19 protein-coding genes and 1 tRNA gene are annotated in these 16,159 nt (G+C 64.9%); 12 read left to right on the forward strand and 8 right to left on the reverse strand.

All coding sequences use genetic code 11. From position 1 onward, the window contains the following. Positions 1–72 precede the first annotated feature (72 nt). A complete protein-coding gene (locus tag ACZ7GB_RS18545; RefSeq protein ID WP_472159917.1) occupies positions 73–1,275 on the forward strand; it encodes a M24 family metallopeptidase in 1,203 nt (400 codons plus the stop codon). Between the two features lie 106 nt (positions 1,276–1,381). Here the strand turns inward: ACZ7GB_RS18545 and ACZ7GB_RS18550 are convergent. Beyond that, positions 1,382–1,471 (reverse strand) — tRNA-Ser (locus ACZ7GB_RS18550). Positions 1,472–1,650: 179 nt separating this feature from the next. Here ACZ7GB_RS18550 and ACZ7GB_RS18555 point away from each other — a divergent pair. The 7 genes from ACZ7GB_RS18555 to ACZ7GB_RS18585 all read left to right on the forward strand — a co-directional run bounded on the left by ACZ7GB_RS18555 (position 1,651) and on the right by ACZ7GB_RS18585 (position 8,578). Then, positions 1,651–2,751, forward strand: a complete 1,101-nt coding sequence (locus ACZ7GB_RS18555) for an AI-2E family transporter (protein WP_078550739.1) — start codon at positions 1,651–1,653, stop codon at positions 2,749–2,751. A gap of 69 nt (positions 2,752–2,820) precedes the next feature. Next, on the forward strand, positions 2,821–4,251 hold the full coding sequence (locus ACZ7GB_RS18560) for a protein adenylyltransferase SelO (protein WP_472159918.1): 1,431 nt from the start codon (positions 2,821–2,823) through the stop codon (positions 4,249–4,251). Between the two features lie 27 nt (positions 4,252–4,278). Further along, complete coding sequence (locus ACZ7GB_RS18565) at positions 4,279–4,998, forward strand: endonuclease/exonuclease/phosphatase family protein (RefSeq protein ID WP_078523140.1); 720 nt, start codon at positions 4,279–4,281, stop codon at positions 4,996–4,998. A 64-nt stretch (positions 4,999–5,062) separates the two neighbouring features. After that, positions 5,063–5,959, forward strand: coding sequence for a DMT family transporter (locus ACZ7GB_RS18570; protein WP_274962550.1), 897 nt, complete (start codon positions 5,063–5,065; stop codon positions 5,957–5,959). 104 nt (positions 5,960–6,063) lie between these two features. Next, positions 6,064–7,338, forward strand: a complete 1,275-nt coding sequence (eno, locus tag ACZ7GB_RS18575; protein WP_472159920.1) for a phosphopyruvate hydratase — start codon at positions 6,064–6,066, stop codon at positions 7,336–7,338. Between the two features lie 140 nt (positions 7,339–7,478). Next, positions 7,479–8,153 (forward strand): haloacid dehalogenase type II, encoded by a 675-nt coding sequence (locus ACZ7GB_RS18580; protein ID WP_472159922.1) that lies wholly within the window; start codon positions 7,479–7,481, stop codon positions 8,151–8,153. After that, on the forward strand, positions 8,150–8,578 hold the full coding sequence (locus ACZ7GB_RS18585; RefSeq protein ID WP_078541337.1) for a cupin domain-containing protein: 429 nt from the start codon (positions 8,150–8,152) through the stop codon (positions 8,576–8,578). The genes ACZ7GB_RS18580 and ACZ7GB_RS18585 overlap by 4 nt, the downstream gene beginning before the upstream one ends. Here the strand turns inward: ACZ7GB_RS18585 and ACZ7GB_RS18590 are convergent, their stop codons facing one another. Then, a complete protein-coding gene (locus tag ACZ7GB_RS18590; RefSeq protein ID WP_472159923.1) occupies positions 8,579–9,025 on the reverse strand; it encodes a DUF4405 domain-containing protein in 447 nt (148 codons plus the stop codon). 78 nt (positions 9,026–9,103) lie between these two features. Continuing rightward, on the reverse strand, positions 9,104–10,213 hold the full coding sequence (locus ACZ7GB_RS18595) for an anhydro-N-acetylmuramic acid kinase (protein WP_472159925.1): 1,110 nt from the start codon (positions 10,211–10,213) through the stop codon (positions 9,104–9,106). Between the two features lie 59 nt (positions 10,214–10,272). On the opposite strand from ACZ7GB_RS18595, the gene tyrS reads away from it, so the two are divergent. The 3 genes from tyrS to ACZ7GB_RS18610 all read left to right on the forward strand — a co-directional run bounded on the left by tyrS (position 10,273) and on the right by ACZ7GB_RS18610 (position 12,001). Beyond that, positions 10,273–11,523: a tyrosine--tRNA ligase gene (gene tyrS, locus ACZ7GB_RS18600; protein ID WP_472159926.1), complete on the forward strand. Its 1,251-nt coding sequence runs from the start codon at positions 10,273–10,275 to the stop codon at positions 11,521–11,523. A gap of 74 nt (positions 11,524–11,597) precedes the next feature. Next, positions 11,598–11,780: a DUF4169 family protein gene (locus ACZ7GB_RS18605; protein ID WP_078523133.1), complete on the forward strand. Its 183-nt coding sequence runs from the start codon at positions 11,598–11,600 to the stop codon at positions 11,778–11,780. Next, a complete protein-coding gene (locus tag ACZ7GB_RS18610) occupies positions 11,777–12,001 on the forward strand; it encodes a ribbon-helix-helix domain-containing protein (RefSeq protein ID WP_078523132.1) in 225 nt (74 codons plus the stop codon). Before ACZ7GB_RS18605 ends, ACZ7GB_RS18610 begins: the two co-directional genes overlap by 4 nt. Here ACZ7GB_RS18610 and olsA read toward each other — a convergent pair. The 3 genes from olsA to ACZ7GB_RS18625 form a co-directional block, all read right to left on the reverse strand. Continuing rightward, positions 11,977–12,804 carry a lyso-ornithine lipid O-acyltransferase gene (olsA, locus tag ACZ7GB_RS18615; protein ID WP_472159928.1) on the reverse strand — a complete coding sequence of 276 codons (828 nt, stop codon included), beginning with the start codon at positions 12,802–12,804 and terminating at the stop codon, positions 11,977–11,979. The two genes, ACZ7GB_RS18610 and olsA, sit on opposite strands and share 25 nt — an antisense overlap. Then, positions 12,801–13,577: an L-ornithine N(alpha)-acyltransferase gene (gene olsB, locus ACZ7GB_RS18620; protein ID WP_246831917.1), complete on the reverse strand. Its 777-nt coding sequence runs from the start codon at positions 13,575–13,577 to the stop codon at positions 12,801–12,803. The genes olsA and olsB overlap by 4 nt, the downstream gene beginning before the upstream one ends. Positions 13,578–13,742: 165 nt before the next feature. After that, positions 13,743–13,922, reverse strand: a complete 180-nt coding sequence (locus ACZ7GB_RS18625) for a DUF3553 domain-containing protein (RefSeq protein ID WP_093477165.1) — start codon at positions 13,920–13,922, stop codon at positions 13,743–13,745. Positions 13,923–13,947: 25 nt separating this feature from the next. Between ACZ7GB_RS18625 and ACZ7GB_RS18630 the strand changes: the two genes are divergently transcribed. Next, on the forward strand, positions 13,948–14,562 hold the full coding sequence (locus ACZ7GB_RS18630) for a histidine phosphotransferase family protein (protein WP_472159930.1): 615 nt from the start codon (positions 13,948–13,950) through the stop codon (positions 14,560–14,562). Between the two features lie 24 nt (positions 14,563–14,586). Here the strand turns inward: ACZ7GB_RS18630 and ACZ7GB_RS18635 are convergent, their stop codons facing one another. Both ACZ7GB_RS18635 and ACZ7GB_RS18640 read right to left on the reverse strand, forming a co-directional pair. After that, positions 14,587–15,852, reverse strand: a complete 1,266-nt coding sequence (locus ACZ7GB_RS18635; protein ID WP_472159932.1) for a glutamate-5-semialdehyde dehydrogenase — start codon at positions 15,850–15,852, stop codon at positions 14,587–14,589. Next, positions 15,849–16,109 (reverse strand): RND transporter, encoded by a 261-nt coding sequence (locus ACZ7GB_RS18640; protein ID WP_078541348.1) that lies wholly within the window; start codon positions 16,107–16,109, stop codon positions 15,849–15,851. The genes ACZ7GB_RS18635 and ACZ7GB_RS18640 overlap by 4 nt, the downstream gene beginning before the upstream one ends. Positions 16,110–16,159: the final 50 nt, after the last annotated feature.

Genomic DNA, 16,159 nt, shown 5'->3' on the forward strand with positions numbered 1-16,159 from the left:
GCTTTGTCGCAGCGCGCGACGGGGGAAGATCGTCCCTCGGCGCGCTGTGGCCTCTGATAAGGAAGAGTGCCGATGGACCGTCCTGCTTTTTACCGCTTTCACCAAGGCGAGCGCATCCTGCCCTTCGCCGCCACCGAATACGACGCACGGCTCGCGGGTCTGCGCGCGGCGATGACCGAAGCGGGCATTGAGGCCTGCCTGTTCACCTCGATGCATAATATCGCCTATTACTCGGGCTTTCTGTACTGCGCTTTCGGGCGGCCTTACGCGCTGGTCGTGACACCGACCGACAGCGTGACGATCTCGGCGGGGATCGATGCCGCGCATCCGTGGCGGCGCTGCCATGGCGATAACATCACCTATACCGACTGGGCGCGGAACAATTACTGGCGCGCGATTGCCTCGGTGACGGGCAAACGCCGCGTTCTGGGCGTCGAATCCGATCACCTGACGCTGGCGCAGGCGGCGCTCCTGCAGGATTTCCTCGAGCCCTCGCAGACCCATGACATCGCCCCGGCCACGATGCGGCAACGGATGCACAAATCCCCCGCCGAGATCGCGCTGATCCGGCAAGGCGCGGCCGTCGCCGATGTGGGTGGCTACGCGATCCGCGAGGCGATCCGCGAAGGTGTGCGCGAAATCGACGTGGCGATGGCGGGCCGCGACGCAATGGAGCTGGAGATCGCCAAGCGCTTTCCCGAGGCCGAGTATCGCGACACCTGGGTCTGGTTCCAGTCCGGCATCAACACCGACGGCGCGCATAACCCGGTGACGGGGCGCGTGTTGCAGCGTGGCGATATCCTGTCGCTGAACACCTTCCCGATGATCTCGGGCTATTACACGGCACTGGAGCGGACGCTCTTCGTGGGCGAGGTCGACGACGCCTCGCGCGCGATCTGGGAGGCGAATGTCGCCGCCCATGAATACGGGATGAGCCTGTTGAAGCCCGGTGCGAGCTGCGCGGAGGTGACGGAGAAGATCAACGCTTTCTTCGCCGAGCGTGATCTGCTGCAATACCGCACCTTCGGCTATGGCCACAGCTTCGGGGTGCTGTCGCATTACTACGGGCGCGAAGCGGGGCTGGAGCTGCGCGAGGATATCGACACGGTGCTGGAGCCCGGCATGGTGATCTCGATGGAGCCGATGCTCACAATCCCCGAGGGCCAGCCCGGCGCAGGCGGCTACCGCGAGCACGACATCCTCGTGATCACTGAAGACGGCGGCGAGGACATCACCGGCTATCCCTACGGCCCCGCGTTCAACGTGGTGGGCTGACGTGACCCGAACACGCGGGCGGCGTGCCTGCCCGCGTGGACATGACCGAAAAGAGGTCACGCGCGGCCTGCGCAAAGCGGGTATAATTGGAGAAAACTGGGGTTAATGGCGGAGCGGAAGGGATTCGAACCCTCGAGACGGTTCCCCGCCTACACACTTTCCAGGCGTGCGCCTTCGACCACTCGGCCACCGCTCCGCCGGCGGGTTTATCCGCAAATCCGGGCGGGATGCAAGACCCGATCCGGAATAATGCGCAGGTCATGAAAAAGCCCTGAAATCACGCGGGTTCGGCGCTTGCGCGCCTGCGCGGCGGCTCCTAGCATAAGAAAAACCGGTTACGGCCCCGTCAGGGTCAGGCACAGGAAGATGATGAAGATGAAGGACACTCCCGATGAGGGCCGCCCTGCCCTGATCGATGGGCGCGCGTTCGAGCCGCGTGCGCTCACCAATGTGCTTCTGGGCATCATCGCCTTCGCGCTGGCGCTGTTCCTGATGGTGCAGGCGAAGTTCATCCTGATCTCTCTGGCCATTGCGATCATCCTGTTTTCGCTGACCTCCGAGGCGATCAACGCGGTCGGACGGTTGCGGATCGGGCCGGTCTCGATTCCGCCGCGTCTGGCGTCGCTGGTGGCGCTGGCGCTGATCGCGGGCGGGCTGCTGACGCTGAGCGCGGTGCTCATCTCTCAGGTGAACACGGTCGTGACGATGGTGCTGAACTATGCGGGTCCGGCGCAGCAGGCAATCGCGCAGCTCTTCGGCTGGATGGGCCCCGAGGTCGAGCAATCGGTGCTGGAATCGATGCAGAGCATTCAGGTGGCGGGCTATCTGACCACCTTGGCCGGTCAGGCCTCGAACCTGCTGTCGGCCACGATCCTGATCATTCTCTTCGTGGGCTTCCTGTTCGCCGAGCGGATCTGGTTCGACGCCAAGCTCAACTCGCTGATGGGCGATTCCGAGAGCGCCGAGCGGATCGCGCGAATGGTCGGCACGATCATGCGCCGGGTGAACCACTACCTTCTGGTGAAAGCCATCGTCAGCGCGGTCACCGCCGTCGCGGTCTATGGCGTCTTCACCGTGGGCGGGTTCGATCTGGCGCTACCCGTCGCGATCATCACCTTCGCGCTGAACTTCATCCCTTCGATCGGCTCGATCATCGCAACCGTCATCGCGACGCTCGCGGTTTATGTGCTGACGCAGAACCCCTACACCGCAGGCACCGTGCTGGTCGCGGTCGGCATCCTGCAATTCGTGATCGGCAACGTGATCGACCCGATGCTGATGGGCCATGCGCTGCGGCTGTCGAGCTTCGGGATCATCATCTCGCTCGCCTTCTGGGGCGCGGTCTGGGGGCTGCCGGGGATGTTCCTCGCCGTGCCGATCATGGTGGCGCTGATGATCATCTGTGCGCAAAGCCCGCGCCTGCGACCATTGGCGGTGCTGCTGTCGCGCGAAGGTCTGCCCGATATGGACCATTGAGAGCTGCGGGTCGTGCGCGGGGATTGGATTGACGGGCACACGGCTTAGATAGGGAGGCAAGGAGACCCCATGACCATTCCCTTCGATAACAGCTATGCCCGCCTGCCCGACAGCTTCTTCGAGCGTCAGCCGCCCCAACCGGTGAAAGCGCCGGAACTGGTGATCCTGAACCGCGACCTTGCCGAGCGTTTGGGGCTCGATGCCGATTGGCTGGAAAGCCCCGAGGGGCTCGCGATGCTGGCGGGCAACACGATGCCCGAGGGTGCCGAGCCGATCGCGCAAGCGTATGCGGGCCACCAGTTCGGCGGCTTCGTGCCGCGTCTGGGCGACGGGCGTGCGGTGCTGCTGGGCGAGATCGTGGCGCCGGACGGCGCGAGGTTCGATCTGCAATTGAAAGGCGCGGGACGCACGCCGTTTTCGCGCGGCCGCTCTGACGGGCGGGCGTGGATCGGCCCGGTGCTGCGTGAATATGTTCTCAGCGAAGCGATGGCGAAGCTGGGCGTGCCGACGACGCGCGCACTGGCCGCCGTGCGCACGGGCGAGACGGTGGTGCGCGACGCCTCGGGGCGTCCCGGTGCGATCCTGACCCGCGTCGCGCGCAGCCATATCCGCGTCGGCACCTTCCAGTATTTCGCGGCGCGCAATGACAAAGATGGATTAAGAACGCTTCTCAATACGCTGAAAGAGCGACATTATCCAGATTGCGAAACGCCGCTTGAGGTGTTGCACGCGGTCGCGGCGAAGCAAGGCGAGTTGGTCGCGAAATGGATGGCGATCGGCTTCATCCACGGCGTGATGAACACCGACAATATGGCGCTTTCGGGCGAGACGATCGACTATGGCCCCTGCGCGTTCATGGACCACTACCATCCGGGGCGCGTGTTCTCCTCCATCGACCAGCAAGGGCGTTATGCCTATGCGCGCCAGCCGCAGGTGGCGGTCTGGAACCTCGCGCAATTCGCGACCTGCTTGATGCCGCTCATCGGGGACGACGATGCCGCCATCGAACAGGCGAGCGCCGCGGTCGACAGCTTCATCGACGTCTATCAGCGCGAGTGGCTGCGACTGATGGGCCGCAAGATCGGCATCGCGGAAGCGACCGAGGACGATCTGCCACTGATCGAGGATCTGCTGAACCGCATGTCGACCGAGAAAGCCGATTTCACGCGCGTGTTCAGTGCGTTGCGGCGCGATCCTAAGACAGCGAGCAAGGAATTCACCGAGCCGATGGCCTTCGATCTCTGGCGCGAGGGCTGGGAAAAGCGGATCGCCAGTGAGGACGATCCGCGCTCCGTCATGGCCGCGGCGAACCCGCTGCGCATCCCGCGCAATCACCGGATCGAGGAAATGATCGCCGCGGCGGTCGATGGCGATGACGGCCCGCTTCACACTCTCATGGGCGCGCTTGCGGACCCCTATGCGGAAGATCCGCGTTACGCCGCATATGAAGCCGCGCCGAAATCCGATGAACGGGTGTATCGGACTTTCTGCGGCACATGAAGATCACCCTGTAAGGCACTCATAAAAATGACACTTCGGATCGCTTCCTACAATCTGCACAAATGCGTGGGGACCGACCGCAAGCATGATCCGGCGCGGGTCGTGAATGTCATCAACGCGCTGCATGCCGATGTGATCGCCTTGCAGGAGGTCGACAAACGCATGGGCGAGCGCCCGGCGGCGCTGCCGCAAAAGCTGATCGAGGAAGAGACCGACTTCATCCGCCACGACATGCCGCGGACCACCGCCGCCTCGCTGGGCTGGCATGGGCAGGTCGTGCTGGTGCGGCGCGGCTCACGGGTGCTGGGGGTCGAGCCGGTCACCCTGCCCGGTCTCGAGCCACGCGGCGCCATCGCGGTGAATATCGCGCCCGACAGCGGCGCACCCTTCTTGCTGATCGCGGCGCATCTGGGGCTGCGGCGCACGGATCGGCGCGCACAATGGGCGCGGATCGCGGAGATCATGGCCGGGGTGAAGCCGCACCCCGCCCTCGCCATCGGCGATTTCAACGAATGGCGCGCGCGGCACGGGTTCGAGGCGCTGACCGGGTTTCACATCCACGCGCCGGGCGCGACCTACCCCTCGCGCGCGCCGATCGGCCAGCTCGACCGGATCGTGACCTCGCCGGGGCTGCGGGTGGTACGCAAGGGCGTGCTGGATACGCCGCTGGCGCGGGTGGCCTCGGATCACCTGCCGATCTGGGCCGATATCGGCGGCATCGTCACCCGGGCGCATCCCAGTTCGTGACGCGCCTTGAAGGCCGATCACGCCCGCGCTAGGTGGGCCTTGACCATCCGGTCAGGAGCGCCCCATGACACCCGAACCCACCGACCACGACAACCTGCGCGGCTCGATGCTGATGATCCTCGCGATGGCGGGGTTCGCGCTTGAGGATATGTTCATCAAGATGCTCGCGGGCGACTGGCCGGTGGGGCAAATTCTCGCCGCCGTAGGGCTTGGCGGCGCGACGATCTTCGCGGTGCTCGCCAAGCTCAAAGGCGAACGGATATTCACCCGCTCGCTGCTGTCCTCGGCGCTCTGGCTGCGCAATCTGGGCGAGATCGTCGGCACCGGCTTCTTCGTCTCCGCCGTGGCCTTCACGCCGCTGGCCCAGGCGACCGCGATCCATCAGGCGACGCCGCTTGCGACCACGCTTGGCGCGGCGATCTTCCTCAAGGAGCGGGTCGGCTGGCGCAGGCTCTCCGCCATTCTGATCGGTTTTCTGGGCGTGTTGGTCGTGATCCGCCCCGGCACGGACGAATTCTCGATGCTCTCGCTTCTCGCGGTCGGCGCGGTCATCGGCCTGTCGATGCGCGACGTGACCACGCGACGCGTGCCGCGTGATGTGACCTCGCTGCAGGTGGCGACGCTGGGCTTCTTCTGCGTGCTGCCACTGGGGTTGGTGCTGTTGGCGGTCCTGCCCGAGCCGATCGTCACGCCCGAGCCGATGGATTGGCTCTACCTTGCGGGCGCGCTCGCAATCGGGCCGGTCGGTTACTACGCGCTGATCGCCTCCGTGCGGCTGGGCGAGATCGCGGTCATCATGCCGTTCCGCTATTCGCGCCTCGCCTTCGCCGTCGTGATTTCGACCCTCGTTTTCGCCGAGCCGCCGGATCGCTGGACGCTCATTGGCGGGGCGGTGATCGTGGGCTCGGGCCTCTACGCGCTGTGGCGGCAGGCCAAACTGCGCCGGGAAGGCCGCCGTTAGCGGTAACATTTCTTCCAGAAATTGCCCTTACGGCCTTTTCGCAGGCGCAGCACGGGTGTATGCACCTAGCCAAGCATCAACCGGAGCCCGAGGAGAGCGCCCCCATGAGCACCATCATCGACATCCACGCCCGCGAGATTCTCGACAGCCGTGGCAACCCCACCGTCGAAGTCGACGTGATCCTCGAAGACGGCACGATGGGCCGGGCGGCCGTGCCCTCGGGCGCATCCACCGGCGCGCATGAGGCGGTCGAACGCCGCGACGGCGACAAGGCCCGCTACATGGGTAAAGGCGTTCTGGAAGCCGTGATGGCCGTGAACGGCGAGATCGCGGAGAACCTCGTCGGCGAAGACGTCACCGAGCAGGTCGAGATCGACCGCGCGATGATCGAACTCGACGGCACCGAGAACAAAGGCCGCCTCGGCGCCAACGCGATCCTCGGCGTCTCGCTCGCCTGCGCGAAAGCGGCTGCCGATTTCTCGACCCTGCCGCTTTATCGCTATGTCGGCGGCACCTCGGCCCGCGTCCTGCCGGTGCCGATGATGAACATCATCAATGGCGGCGAGCATGCCGACAACCCGATCGACATCCAGGAATTCATGATCATGCCGGTCTCGGCGGGCAATATCCGCGACGCGGTGCGCATGGGTTCGGAAGTGTTCCACACGCTGAAGAAAGAGCTCTCGGCGGCAGGCATGACGACGGGTCTGGGCGATGAAGGCGGCTTCGCGCCGGAACTCAGCTCGACCACCGCCGCGCTCGACATCATCCTGAAATCGATCGAAAAAGCGGGCTACAAGCCGGGCGAGGACATCTACCTCGCGATGGATTGCGCCTCGACCGAATATTACAAGAACGGCAAATACGAGATGAAGGGCGAAGGCCTGTCGCTGAGCTCGGAAGAGAATGTCGACTATCTCGAGAAGCTGCTGGGCGCCTATCCGATCATCTCGATCGAAGACGGCATGGCGGAAGACGACTGGGAAGGCTGGAAGCTCCTGACCGAGCGTCTGGGCGACAAGGTGCAACTGGTGGGCGACGATCTCTTCGTGACCAACCCGACGCGTCTGGCCGATGGCATCAAGCAGGGCGTCGCGAATTCGATGCTGGTGAAGGTCAACCAGATCGGCACCCTGACCGAGACGCTACAGGCTGTCGATATGGCGCATCGCGCGGGCTACACCAACGTGATGAGCCACCGTTCGGGCGAGACCGAAGACGCGACCATCGCCGATCTCGCGGTCGCCACGAACTGCGGTCAGATCAAGACCGGCTCGCTGGCCCGTTCGGACCGGCTCGCAAAATACAACCAGCTGATCCGTATCGAGGAATCGCTGGGCGAGACTGCGGAATATGCGGGGCGCTCGATCCTGCGCTAAGCGCGTTTTGAAATGAGATACCCAAGCCCCCGGCGGAGCACGCGCTTCGCCGGGGGTTTTCGTTTCGCCTTCGGCGAGGATATTTGAGCCAAGCCGAAGGGGCGATTGCGCCGCGCCGCGATCCGCGTCACTGTCGAGCCATGATCAAGGCTCTGATTTTCGATGTGTTCGGCACCTGTGTCGATTGGCGCAACTCGGTCGCGCATGAGGTGGAAATTGCCTTTCCCGGGATCGATTCCCTCGCCTTCGCCGATGCGTGGCGCGCCGAATACGATCCTGCGATGCGGCGTATCCGCGACGGCGGGCGCGGCTATGTGGCGCTCGACGATCTGCATCGCGAGAACCTGCACCGGGTGGCCAAGCGCTTCGCGGTCTCGGCGCCCGATAGCCTCTCGCATGTCTGGGAGCGGCTGAACCCGTGGCCCGATGTGGTCGGCGGCCTTCACGCGCTGAAGCGTCATGCGATCATCGCGCCCTGCTCCAACGGGTCCATCGCGCTGATGACGCGGCTTGCGCGCCATGCGGAGCTGCCGTGGGATTGCATCCTCGGCGCAGATATCGCCCGCGACTACAAGCCGAAGCCCGAGGTCTATCTGGCCTCCTGCGCCGCGCTGCGACTGCCGCCCGAAGAGGTGATGATGGTGGCCGCCCATAACGACGATCTCGCAGCCGCCCGGCCCTTGGGGCTGAAGACCGCTTTCGTGCCGCGTCCCACCGAATACGGGCCCGCTCAGGACAAGGACCTTGTGGCGAGCGAGGAATGGGACGCGATCGCGCCCGATTTCGAGACGCTGGCGAAGGAGCTTTTCGCATGAGTGAGGCCGACGCGATCATCGAAGCCCTCGGCCTCGCGCCCCATCCCGAGGGCGGGCATTACCGCCAGACTTGGGAAGCCGAGGCCGCAGACGGCGCGCGTCCTTCGGGCACCTGCATCTACTTCCTGCTCAAAGCGGGCGAGCGTAGCCATTGGCACCGGGTGGACGCGACCGAGATCTGGCATTTCCACGCAGGCGCGCCGGTGCAGCTCGATATCGCGCCGCAGGAGGCGGGGCCGGTGCTGGAACTGCTGTTGGGCCCCGACGTGCTGGGCGGCGATCAACCGCAGGGGATCGTGCCCGCGGGCCAGTGGCAATCGGCGCGCTCGACCGGGGCGTGGAGCCTTGTCAGCTGCACCGTCTCGCCGGGCTTTCGCTTCGAGGGGTTCGAGCTGGCCCCGAGAGGCTTCGACATCCCCCGCTGATCACCAGAGCCCGATGCTCGCCCAACGCGAGAGCTGATCGAGCCAGCTAATCGGCGGCCACCAGAGCAGCGTCAGCACGATCACCGCACCCACCAGCCCGACCGCCAGCGCCAGTTCGCGCCGGTGACACAGCGTCTGCGCCGCTGCCGACCACAGCAGGTTGCGGATCACAGGCCAGTGCAGCTTGATGTGCCAGATACCGGCGAAGATGAAGAGCACCCCCATCGCGAAGTGCAAAAGCTCCCAGTCGGCGCGGTTCAGCGCGAGGAGCGACCAGTCGATATCCCGCGCCACCCGGCCCGAGGGCGCGATGCTGACGACGAGGCCGGAAATGACCATGACGACGAAGCTGAGCCCCGCGAGGAAGACCGCGGCGGCCCGGTTCGAAAACGGGGCCTGCTTGCGCGCCTGCGGCGTAGGACAGGGATCGGTTGGAGTTTGAGACATATAATTACCCTCTGCGTTGAGGCTAATCCTAGCGCCGTCCGCCGCGGCGCGGCATGATCGGCGTCAAGTGATGTGAATTTAGCCGGGGCGCGAGACCTTGCCGCCGCCGATCAGCGCCGGAACCCCGGTCGTGGAGGGCCCTGAGGTCGCCATGCCGCGCGCGACCCGCACCGCGAGATAGGCGAAGGCCTGCGCCTCAAGCATGTCGCCGTCGAGCCCGATATCCTCGACCGGCTGCACCGGCACGTTCATGCGCCGCTGCAATGCCACCATAAGCGCGGTGTTGAGCCGCCCGCCGCCGCAGACATAGATAGCCTTGGGCGGCGTCGGGTAATGCTCGCCCGCGCGCGCGACCGAAGCGGCCGCGCAGGCTGTCAGGGTGGCCGCGGCATCCGCGTCATCGAGTTCCGCGACGCGGGTCAGGATGTCGTGGAAATCGTTCCGATCGAGCGATTTCGGCGGCATTTTCAGGAAATAGGGATGCGTCAGGAAGGCCTCGACCATGGCCTCGTCGACCGTGCCCGCGAGCGCCAATTCCCCGCCCGCATCGAACTCGGCCTTGCGCCGGAGCCGCATCAAGTCGTTGATCGGCGCGTTGGCGGGGCCGGTGTCGAAAGCCAGCACCGCGCCGGGCACCTCTGCCGAGGGTTGGCGCGGATCGACCCAGGTGACATTGCCGACGCCGCCGAGGTTCAGAAACACAGCCGGCGCGTCGAGCTTGGCGTATTTCGCGCAGGCGAAATGGAAGAACGGCGCGAGCGGCGCGCCCTGCCCGCCCATCTCCACGTCGGTGGAGCGGAAATCCCAGACCACGGGGCGCGACAGCACCTCGGCCAGAACCGAGCCGTCGCCTGCCTGATGGGTGCGGCGCGGGCCCTGCATCCCGTAGGGATCATGGGCGAGCGTCTGGCCGTGAAAGCCCACGACTTGCGCCTCTCCCAATCCGCTGAGCAGTTCGGCATGGGCGGTCTCGACCACCTCGCAGGCGTCCTCCACCCCCGGCTCGCCGGGCCAATGCCCAAGAGCTGCGTGGAGCGTCGCGCGCTCGGCCTCGGTATAGGGGCGATAGTCGCTGCGGCCGAAATCGAGAATGCGGGTTCCGTCGGTCAAAACGAGCGCCGCGTCCACCCCGTCCAAGGACGTGCCCGACATGGCGCCAACTGCCCAGACCGGCCCGGATTTCAACATGGCTTCCCTCTCGTCGCCTGCCCCGATATACGCACGCTCAGACGAAAGGAACAAGCACGATGACCTACCATCCGAAATCAGACTTCATGCGCGTGATGATCGAGCGGGGCTTTCTGGCCGACTGCACGGATTATCAGGGGCTGGACGAGGCTTTGGCGAAGGGGGTCGTGCCGACTTATATCGGCTATGATGCGACGGCGAAGTCGTTGCATGTCGGCCACCTGCTGAACATCATGATGCTGCGCTGGCTGCAAAAGACCGGCCACAAGCCGATTACCCTGATGGGCGGCGGCACCACGAAGGTCGGCGACCCGTCGTTCCGCTCCGATGAGCGCCCGCTGCTGACGCCCGAAGCGATCGATGAAAACATCGCCGGGATGAAGCAGGTCTTCGCGAAATACCTCGATTACGGCGACGGACCGACCGATGCGCTCATGCTGAACAACGCGGAATGGCTCGACGGGCTGAACTACCTCGAATTTCTACGCGATATCGGGCGGCATTTCTCGGTCAACCGGATGCTGTCCTTCGAGAGCGTGAAATCGCGGCTCGATCGCGAGCAATCGCTGTCCTTCCTCGAATTCAACTACATGATCCTGCAGGCCTATGACTTCCTCGAACTGAACCGCCGCTACGGCTGCCTGCTGCAGATGGGCGGATCGGACCAGTGGGGCAATATCGTCAACGGGATCGACCTGACGCGCCGTGTGCTCGATCACGAGATCTACGGGTTGACCTCGCCGCTTCTGACCACCTCGGACGGCCGCAAGATGGGCAAGAGCCAGGGCGGCGCGATCTGGCTGAACTCGGACATGCTGAGCCCTTACGAGTTCTGGCAGTTCTGGCGCAACACGACCGACGCCGATGTGGGCCGCTTCCTGAAGCTCTATACCGAGCTGCCGGTGGCGGAATGCGAGCGTCTGGGTGCGCTGGAAGGCTCCGAGATCAACGCGGCGAAGGTGCGTCTGGCCAACGAGGTCACAGCGCTCTGCCACGGCTGGGACGCGGCGCATGCCGCCGAGGCGACCGCGCGCGAGGTCTTCGAGAAGGGCGGCGTGGGCGACGATCTGCCCACCCTGACGCTGACGGTCGAGGAGCTGGGCGACGGGATCAGCCTTGCGCAGCTCGTCGTGCGCTCGGGGCTTGCGAAATCGGGCAAGGACGGCAAGCGGCTGATCGCGGAAGGCGCGCTCAAGGTCGATGACGAGACCTGCGCCGATCCGGGCCGCATGTTCACCGCCGCCGATCTGGAGACCCCGGTGAAGCTGAGCGCGGGCAAGAAGCGCCACGCGCTGGTCGAAGTCGAATAAACCTTTCGGGCGCGCCTCATGCGGGCGCGCCCAAGCCCCTTTCCCGATCCGGTCGGCTGTGGCACTCTTTGCTTATGAGCAAGGTTACCAATCTCAACCAGTTTCGCAAACAGCAGGCCCGCGTGAAGAAACGCGAGCAAGGCTCTGTGAACGCTGAGAAATTCGGACGTAGCAAGGCCGAGAAGACGCTGCAGGAAAGCCGTGCCACGAAAGAGCGGCGCGATCTCGACGGGCATCAGCGCGAGCATGACGAATGAGCAGACCGAAGAAACGCTCCCTGACGCTGGGCGGGCACCGCACTTCGGTCACGCTGGAGGACGAATTCTGGCGCGCCTTCCGCGACATCGCGACCGAAAAAAACCTTGGCCTCAACGAGTTGGCAGCCGAAATTGATGTGGATCGCGGCACCGAGACGGGCCTTGCCACGGCAATCCGCCTCTACGTTCTGGCCTATTACCGGGCGCGCGCGATCTCGTAAGGCAGGCCGCGGCGCACGGCGCTTTCCGCCGCCCATGCAAGCTCCTTGCGCGAGCGATAGTCGGAGACCGAAAGCGGCATGTGGAACACCACCTCGACCGATCCTTGCCGCTTCTGGGCCAACACTTTTATCAGATGCGGCCCGAAGCCCATATCGCCCCACCAGCCGTAGAACCGCACGTCCTCGCCCGCGGGGGGCGTGTAGACGACGGTGACCGGCTGGATCTGCATCACGCGCTCCAGCCCGTGGCTGTAGAAGGCCTGAAACAGCGTCGGCTTGAAGGGTAGCACCCGGCGCGCATCGGTCGACGTGCCTTCGGGGAAGAACAGCAGGTGATGGCCCGCGCGGATGCGATCCTCGAACAGGCCCTGCTGCGTCTTGGCCTCACGCGGGTCGCGCTTGATGAAGACCGTACCCGTTGCGCGGGCGAGCCAGCCGACGAAGGGCCAATTGGCGACCTCGGCCTTGGAGACGAAATAAATCCGCTGGCAGGCGTTGAGCGCAAAGATATCGAGCCACGATCCGTGATTGGCGACCACCGCGCCGATCTTGGTCATCGGACGCCCGGTAACGCTGTACGAGAGCCCAAGGATCGGGAAGCTCATCCGGCAGACCGCCTGCGTGATCCACGGCGTCCAGGGCCGCGCCGGCCCGTGAACCGGGCGCTCCACCAGCCGCACCAGTAGCAGCACGATCAGCCCGATCAGCAGCATCAACCCCCAGAACAGACCGCGCAACACAGCCCGCGTCCAATCGAGCGCGCCAAGCGGTTTGGGATCGGGCTCGTCCTCGATCCAGCTCACGCGCGGCCCTCGAAACGGCGGGTGTAGAAGCTGCGATGCTTGTCGCTCATCGCCTTGGTATCCATCAGCAAAAGGACATCGGTGGTGTTGAAGGGACGGTCGATGAACGCGCCCTCGCCCACGAAACCGCCAAGCCGCAGATAGGCCTTGATCAGATTGGGCATCTGAGCCAGAGCCGCGCGCCGATCCAGCGCCTCCTCGGGCACGAGGTCCATCGGCTGATAGGCTTCGGGCCGTGCGCGCGGGCGCATATGTTCGGGCGCAAGATGATGGTGATGCAACCAGGAGAGCGGCGCTTTAAGCATCTCGGCATCGGTGCCGTGGAAGGAGGCCACGCCGAAGAGAATCTCGATGTCATGGGCCAGCACGTAATCGGCGAGCGCGTTCCACAAAAGCAGCATCGCCGCCCCGCCGCGATAGTCCGGATCGACGCAGGAGCGGCCCAGCTCCAAGAGTTTGCGCCCCGTGCCGATCAGCGGCGCGAGGTCATATTCACTGTCGCAATAGAACTGCCCCGCCCGTTCCAGCCGATCGGAGGGCAGAAGCCGATAGGCCCCCACCACATGCTCGCCTTCCGCGCGTGCCGGATCGACCAGCAGCAGGTGATCGTAGACCGGGTCGAGCCGGTCGCTTTCCAGACGGTTTTCGTGATCGACCGTTTCACCGCCGCCGCCGAGCTCTTCGACGAAAACGCGATAACGGAGCCGCTGCGACGCCACGAGATCGGCGGCATCACGGGCCAGCCTGATTTCGAATGCGGCGCTGTCGATCACGGGCGTCCTCCTGCCGATCTTCGCTGGCCCGGTTTAGAAAGCCGCGCCCGGATTGGCAATATCGCGCGGTGCGCGCCGTGTCATCGGCGCATCACGGAGGGTTCAATCGCCACATCCCAAGGTTGAAGGTTTCCCACACGACCTCACGAAGCTGTTAACCATTCGTCAACTTTGTTCAGAGAAAACCAATTCCAGCGCGACCCGCCGCCCGTCCAGGACAAGCTTGCCTTGATGCTCGAAATTTACCGTCACTTTTTCGCCGATACGCGATTGAACCTGTCCGGTGCCCCAGTCGGGCTGGGCCGGGTTTCTGACCAGCATGCCGGGTTCGAGAATTTCATAGATCACATTTCACCTATTGGAGAGTTTAATGCCATTCGAGACCGCCAATGCCGGTACGGACGACGATGATTTGACCGCCCTTGTGGGCTCGCGCCTGTGTCATGACCTTATCAGCCCGATCGGGGCGATCGGCAATGGGGTCGAATTGCTCACCATGACGAGCGATGCGCCCGGGCCCGAGGTCGAGTTGATCGCCCAAAGCGTGGCGGCGGCGAATGCGCGCGTCAAGTTCTTCCGGGTGGCTTTCGGGCGGGCAGGCGCTGAACAGCAGCTTGGCGAGGCGGAAGTCTCCGGTTTGTTGGGCGAATTATCGGCGCAGAGCCGTCTGGACTACGAGTGGAAAGTGCCGGGCGATGCGCCGCGCACCGAGGTGAAGCTGGCGTTTCTCGCGATGCTCTGCCTGGAGACCGCGCTGCCCTTCGGCGGCACGCTGCGCGCGCTGCCCTGCGGCGATGGCTGGATGATCACCGCGCGGTCCGAAAAAGCACGGCCTAACCGGGAATTTTTCGCCGTGCTCGATGGCGCCCAGATGGAGCTGACGCCCGCGCGGGTGCAATTCGCGATGCTGCCGCGCGAGGCGGCGCGGCAGGGTCGCAGGCTCGACTGGTCGGTCGACACCGAGGGCGGCACGATCGCGTTCTGAGCGCTCAGGGATGTTCGGTGCGCCTTAGGGGCGCACCGTGCCATGCCCCGTCACAAGATATTTGAACGAGGTCAGTTGCTCGGCGCCCACCGGGCCCCGCGCATGCATCTTGCCGGTCGCAATCCCGATCTCTGCGCCCATCCCGAACTCGCCACCATCGGCGAACTGGGTCGAGGCGTTGCGCATCAGGATCGCGCTGTCGAGCCGCTCAAAGAAGCGGTCGGCGGCGGCGTCATTTTCGGTCAGGATCGATTCCGTATGCTGGCTGCCATAGCGGCGGATATGTTCGATCGCGCCATCCACGCCGTCCACGATCTTCGCCGCGCAGATCATATCGAGGAATTCGCGCCCGAAATCTTCCGCGCTCGCCTCGGTGACGCCCTCGATCGACAAGAGCTCCCCGGTGCCGCGCACCTCGACGCCTGCCTTGAGCAGATCCTCGATCAGTACGCCGCCATGGGTGTCCCAGAAGGCGCGGTCGATCAGCAGACATTCCATCGCACCGCAAATCCCGGTGCGCCGGGTCTTGGCGTTCACCACCACGGCCCGCGCCTGCTCCAGATCGGCAGCCCCGTCGGCATAGATATGGCAGATGCCTTCGAGATGCGCGAAGACCGGCACGCGCGCCTCCGCCTGCACCAACCCGACGAGCCCCTTGCCGCCGCGCGGCACGATCACGTCGATGAATTCGGTCGCGCGCAGCATCTCGGCCACGGCGGCGCGGTCTCGGGTCGGCACAAGCTGGACCGCCGCTTCGGGCAGGCCCGCGGCGCGCAGACCTTCGAGCAGGCAGGCATGGATCGCGCGGCTGGAATGGAAGCTCTCCGAGCCGCCGCGCAGGATCACCGCATTGCCCGATTTCAGACAGAGCGCGCCAGCATCCGCCGTCACATTGGGCCGCGATTCATAGATCACGCCGATCACACCGAGCGGCGTGCGCACGCGCTTGATATGCAGCCCCGAGGGCATGTCCCATTCCGCGATCGTGTCGCCCACCGGATCGCGCTGCGCAGCCACCGCCCGCAAACCCTTGGCAATCGCCTCGATCCGCGCGTCGTCCAGCATCAGCCGGTCCATCATCGCAGGGCTCAGCCCCTTCTCGGCGCCGTAGGCCATATCCTCGCCATTGGCGGTGATGATGTCGCCCTTGCGCGCGAGCACCGCATCGGCGGCCGCTTCCAGCGCCTTTTGCTTCACCTCGGCGCTGGCGAAGGCCAGCTCCGCGCTCGCCGCACGCGCGGCCGCGCCCATCGTCTCGATCAGCCCCTTGGCGTCCATGTCGTCTTTCATTGCGCACCTCTACCGGATTTCCCGGTCTGTCCCGTCTTCACCCATTGCGCCAGCTTCACCGCCAGCACGATCCACGGCAGCCCATGCATCACCAGATCGAACCAGTCGATCGGACGCACCAGCGTGCCCGCCACCAACATTTTCAGCTTTTCCCAGATATGTGGCTCTGGGGTGAATGGCGCGAGACCGAGCAGTGCTGCGAAAAGCACCGCCTGCAGAAGAGTGATGTGGTCGAAAACCTGTTTGATCCAGCGCATGCGCTCCTCCCGAAACTTCGCCCGGATATAAGCGATGGTAGCGCGGTTCA

The organism is Thioclava sp. PTB-PU3-1, assembly GCF_055666785.1.

Bases quoted from the DNA above. Each gene is read 5' to 3' on its own strand.
- ACZ7GB_RS18555 (WP_078550739.1), top strand. From the start codon at position 1,651: ATGAAGGACACTCCCGATGAGGGCCGCCCTGCCCTGATCGATGGGCGC.
- eno (WP_472159920.1), top strand. From the start codon at position 6,064: ATGAGCACCATCATCGACATCCACGCCCGCGAGATTCTCGACAGCCGT.
- ACZ7GB_RS18545 (WP_472159917.1), top strand. From the start codon at position 73: ATGGACCGTCCTGCTTTTTACCGCTTTCACCAAGGCGAGCGCATCCTG.
- ACZ7GB_RS18605 (WP_078523133.1), top strand. From the start codon at position 11,598: ATGAGCAAGGTTACCAATCTCAACCAGTTTCGCAAACAGCAGGCCCGC.
- ACZ7GB_RS18630 (WP_472159930.1), top strand. From the start codon at position 13,948: ATGCCATTCGAGACCGCCAATGCCGGTACGGACGACGATGATTTGACC.
- ACZ7GB_RS18635 (WP_472159932.1), bottom strand. From the start codon at position 15,852: ATGAAAGACGACATGGACGCCAAGGGGCTGATCGAGACGATGGGCGCG.
- ACZ7GB_RS18610 (WP_078523132.1), top strand. From the start codon at position 11,777: ATGAGCAGACCGAAGAAACGCTCCCTGACGCTGGGCGGGCACCGCACT.
- ACZ7GB_RS18560 (WP_472159918.1), top strand. From the start codon at position 2,821: ATGACCATTCCCTTCGATAACAGCTATGCCCGCCTGCCCGACAGCTTC.
- ACZ7GB_RS18580 (WP_472159922.1), top strand. From the start codon at position 7,479: ATGATCAAGGCTCTGATTTTCGATGTGTTCGGCACCTGTGTCGATTGG.
- ACZ7GB_RS18640 (WP_078541348.1), bottom strand. From the start codon at position 16,109: ATGCGCTGGATCAAACAGGTTTTCGACCACATCACTCTTCTGCAGGCG.
- ACZ7GB_RS18570 (WP_274962550.1), top strand. From the start codon at position 5,063: ATGACACCCGAACCCACCGACCACGACAACCTGCGCGGCTCGATGCTG.
- ACZ7GB_RS18565 (WP_078523140.1), top strand. From the start codon at position 4,279: ATGACACTTCGGATCGCTTCCTACAATCTGCACAAATGCGTGGGGACC.
- ACZ7GB_RS18595 (WP_472159925.1), bottom strand. From the start codon at position 10,213: ATGTTGAAATCCGGGCCGGTCTGGGCAGTTGGCGCCATGTCGGGCACG.
- ACZ7GB_RS18585 (WP_078541337.1), top strand. From the start codon at position 8,150: ATGAGTGAGGCCGACGCGATCATCGAAGCCCTCGGCCTCGCGCCCCAT.
- tyrS (WP_472159926.1), top strand. From the start codon at position 10,273: ATGACCTACCATCCGAAATCAGACTTCATGCGCGTGATGATCGAGCGG.
- ACZ7GB_RS18590 (WP_472159923.1), bottom strand. From the start codon at position 9,025: ATGTCTCAAACTCCAACCGATCCCTGTCCTACGCCGCAGGCGCGCAAG.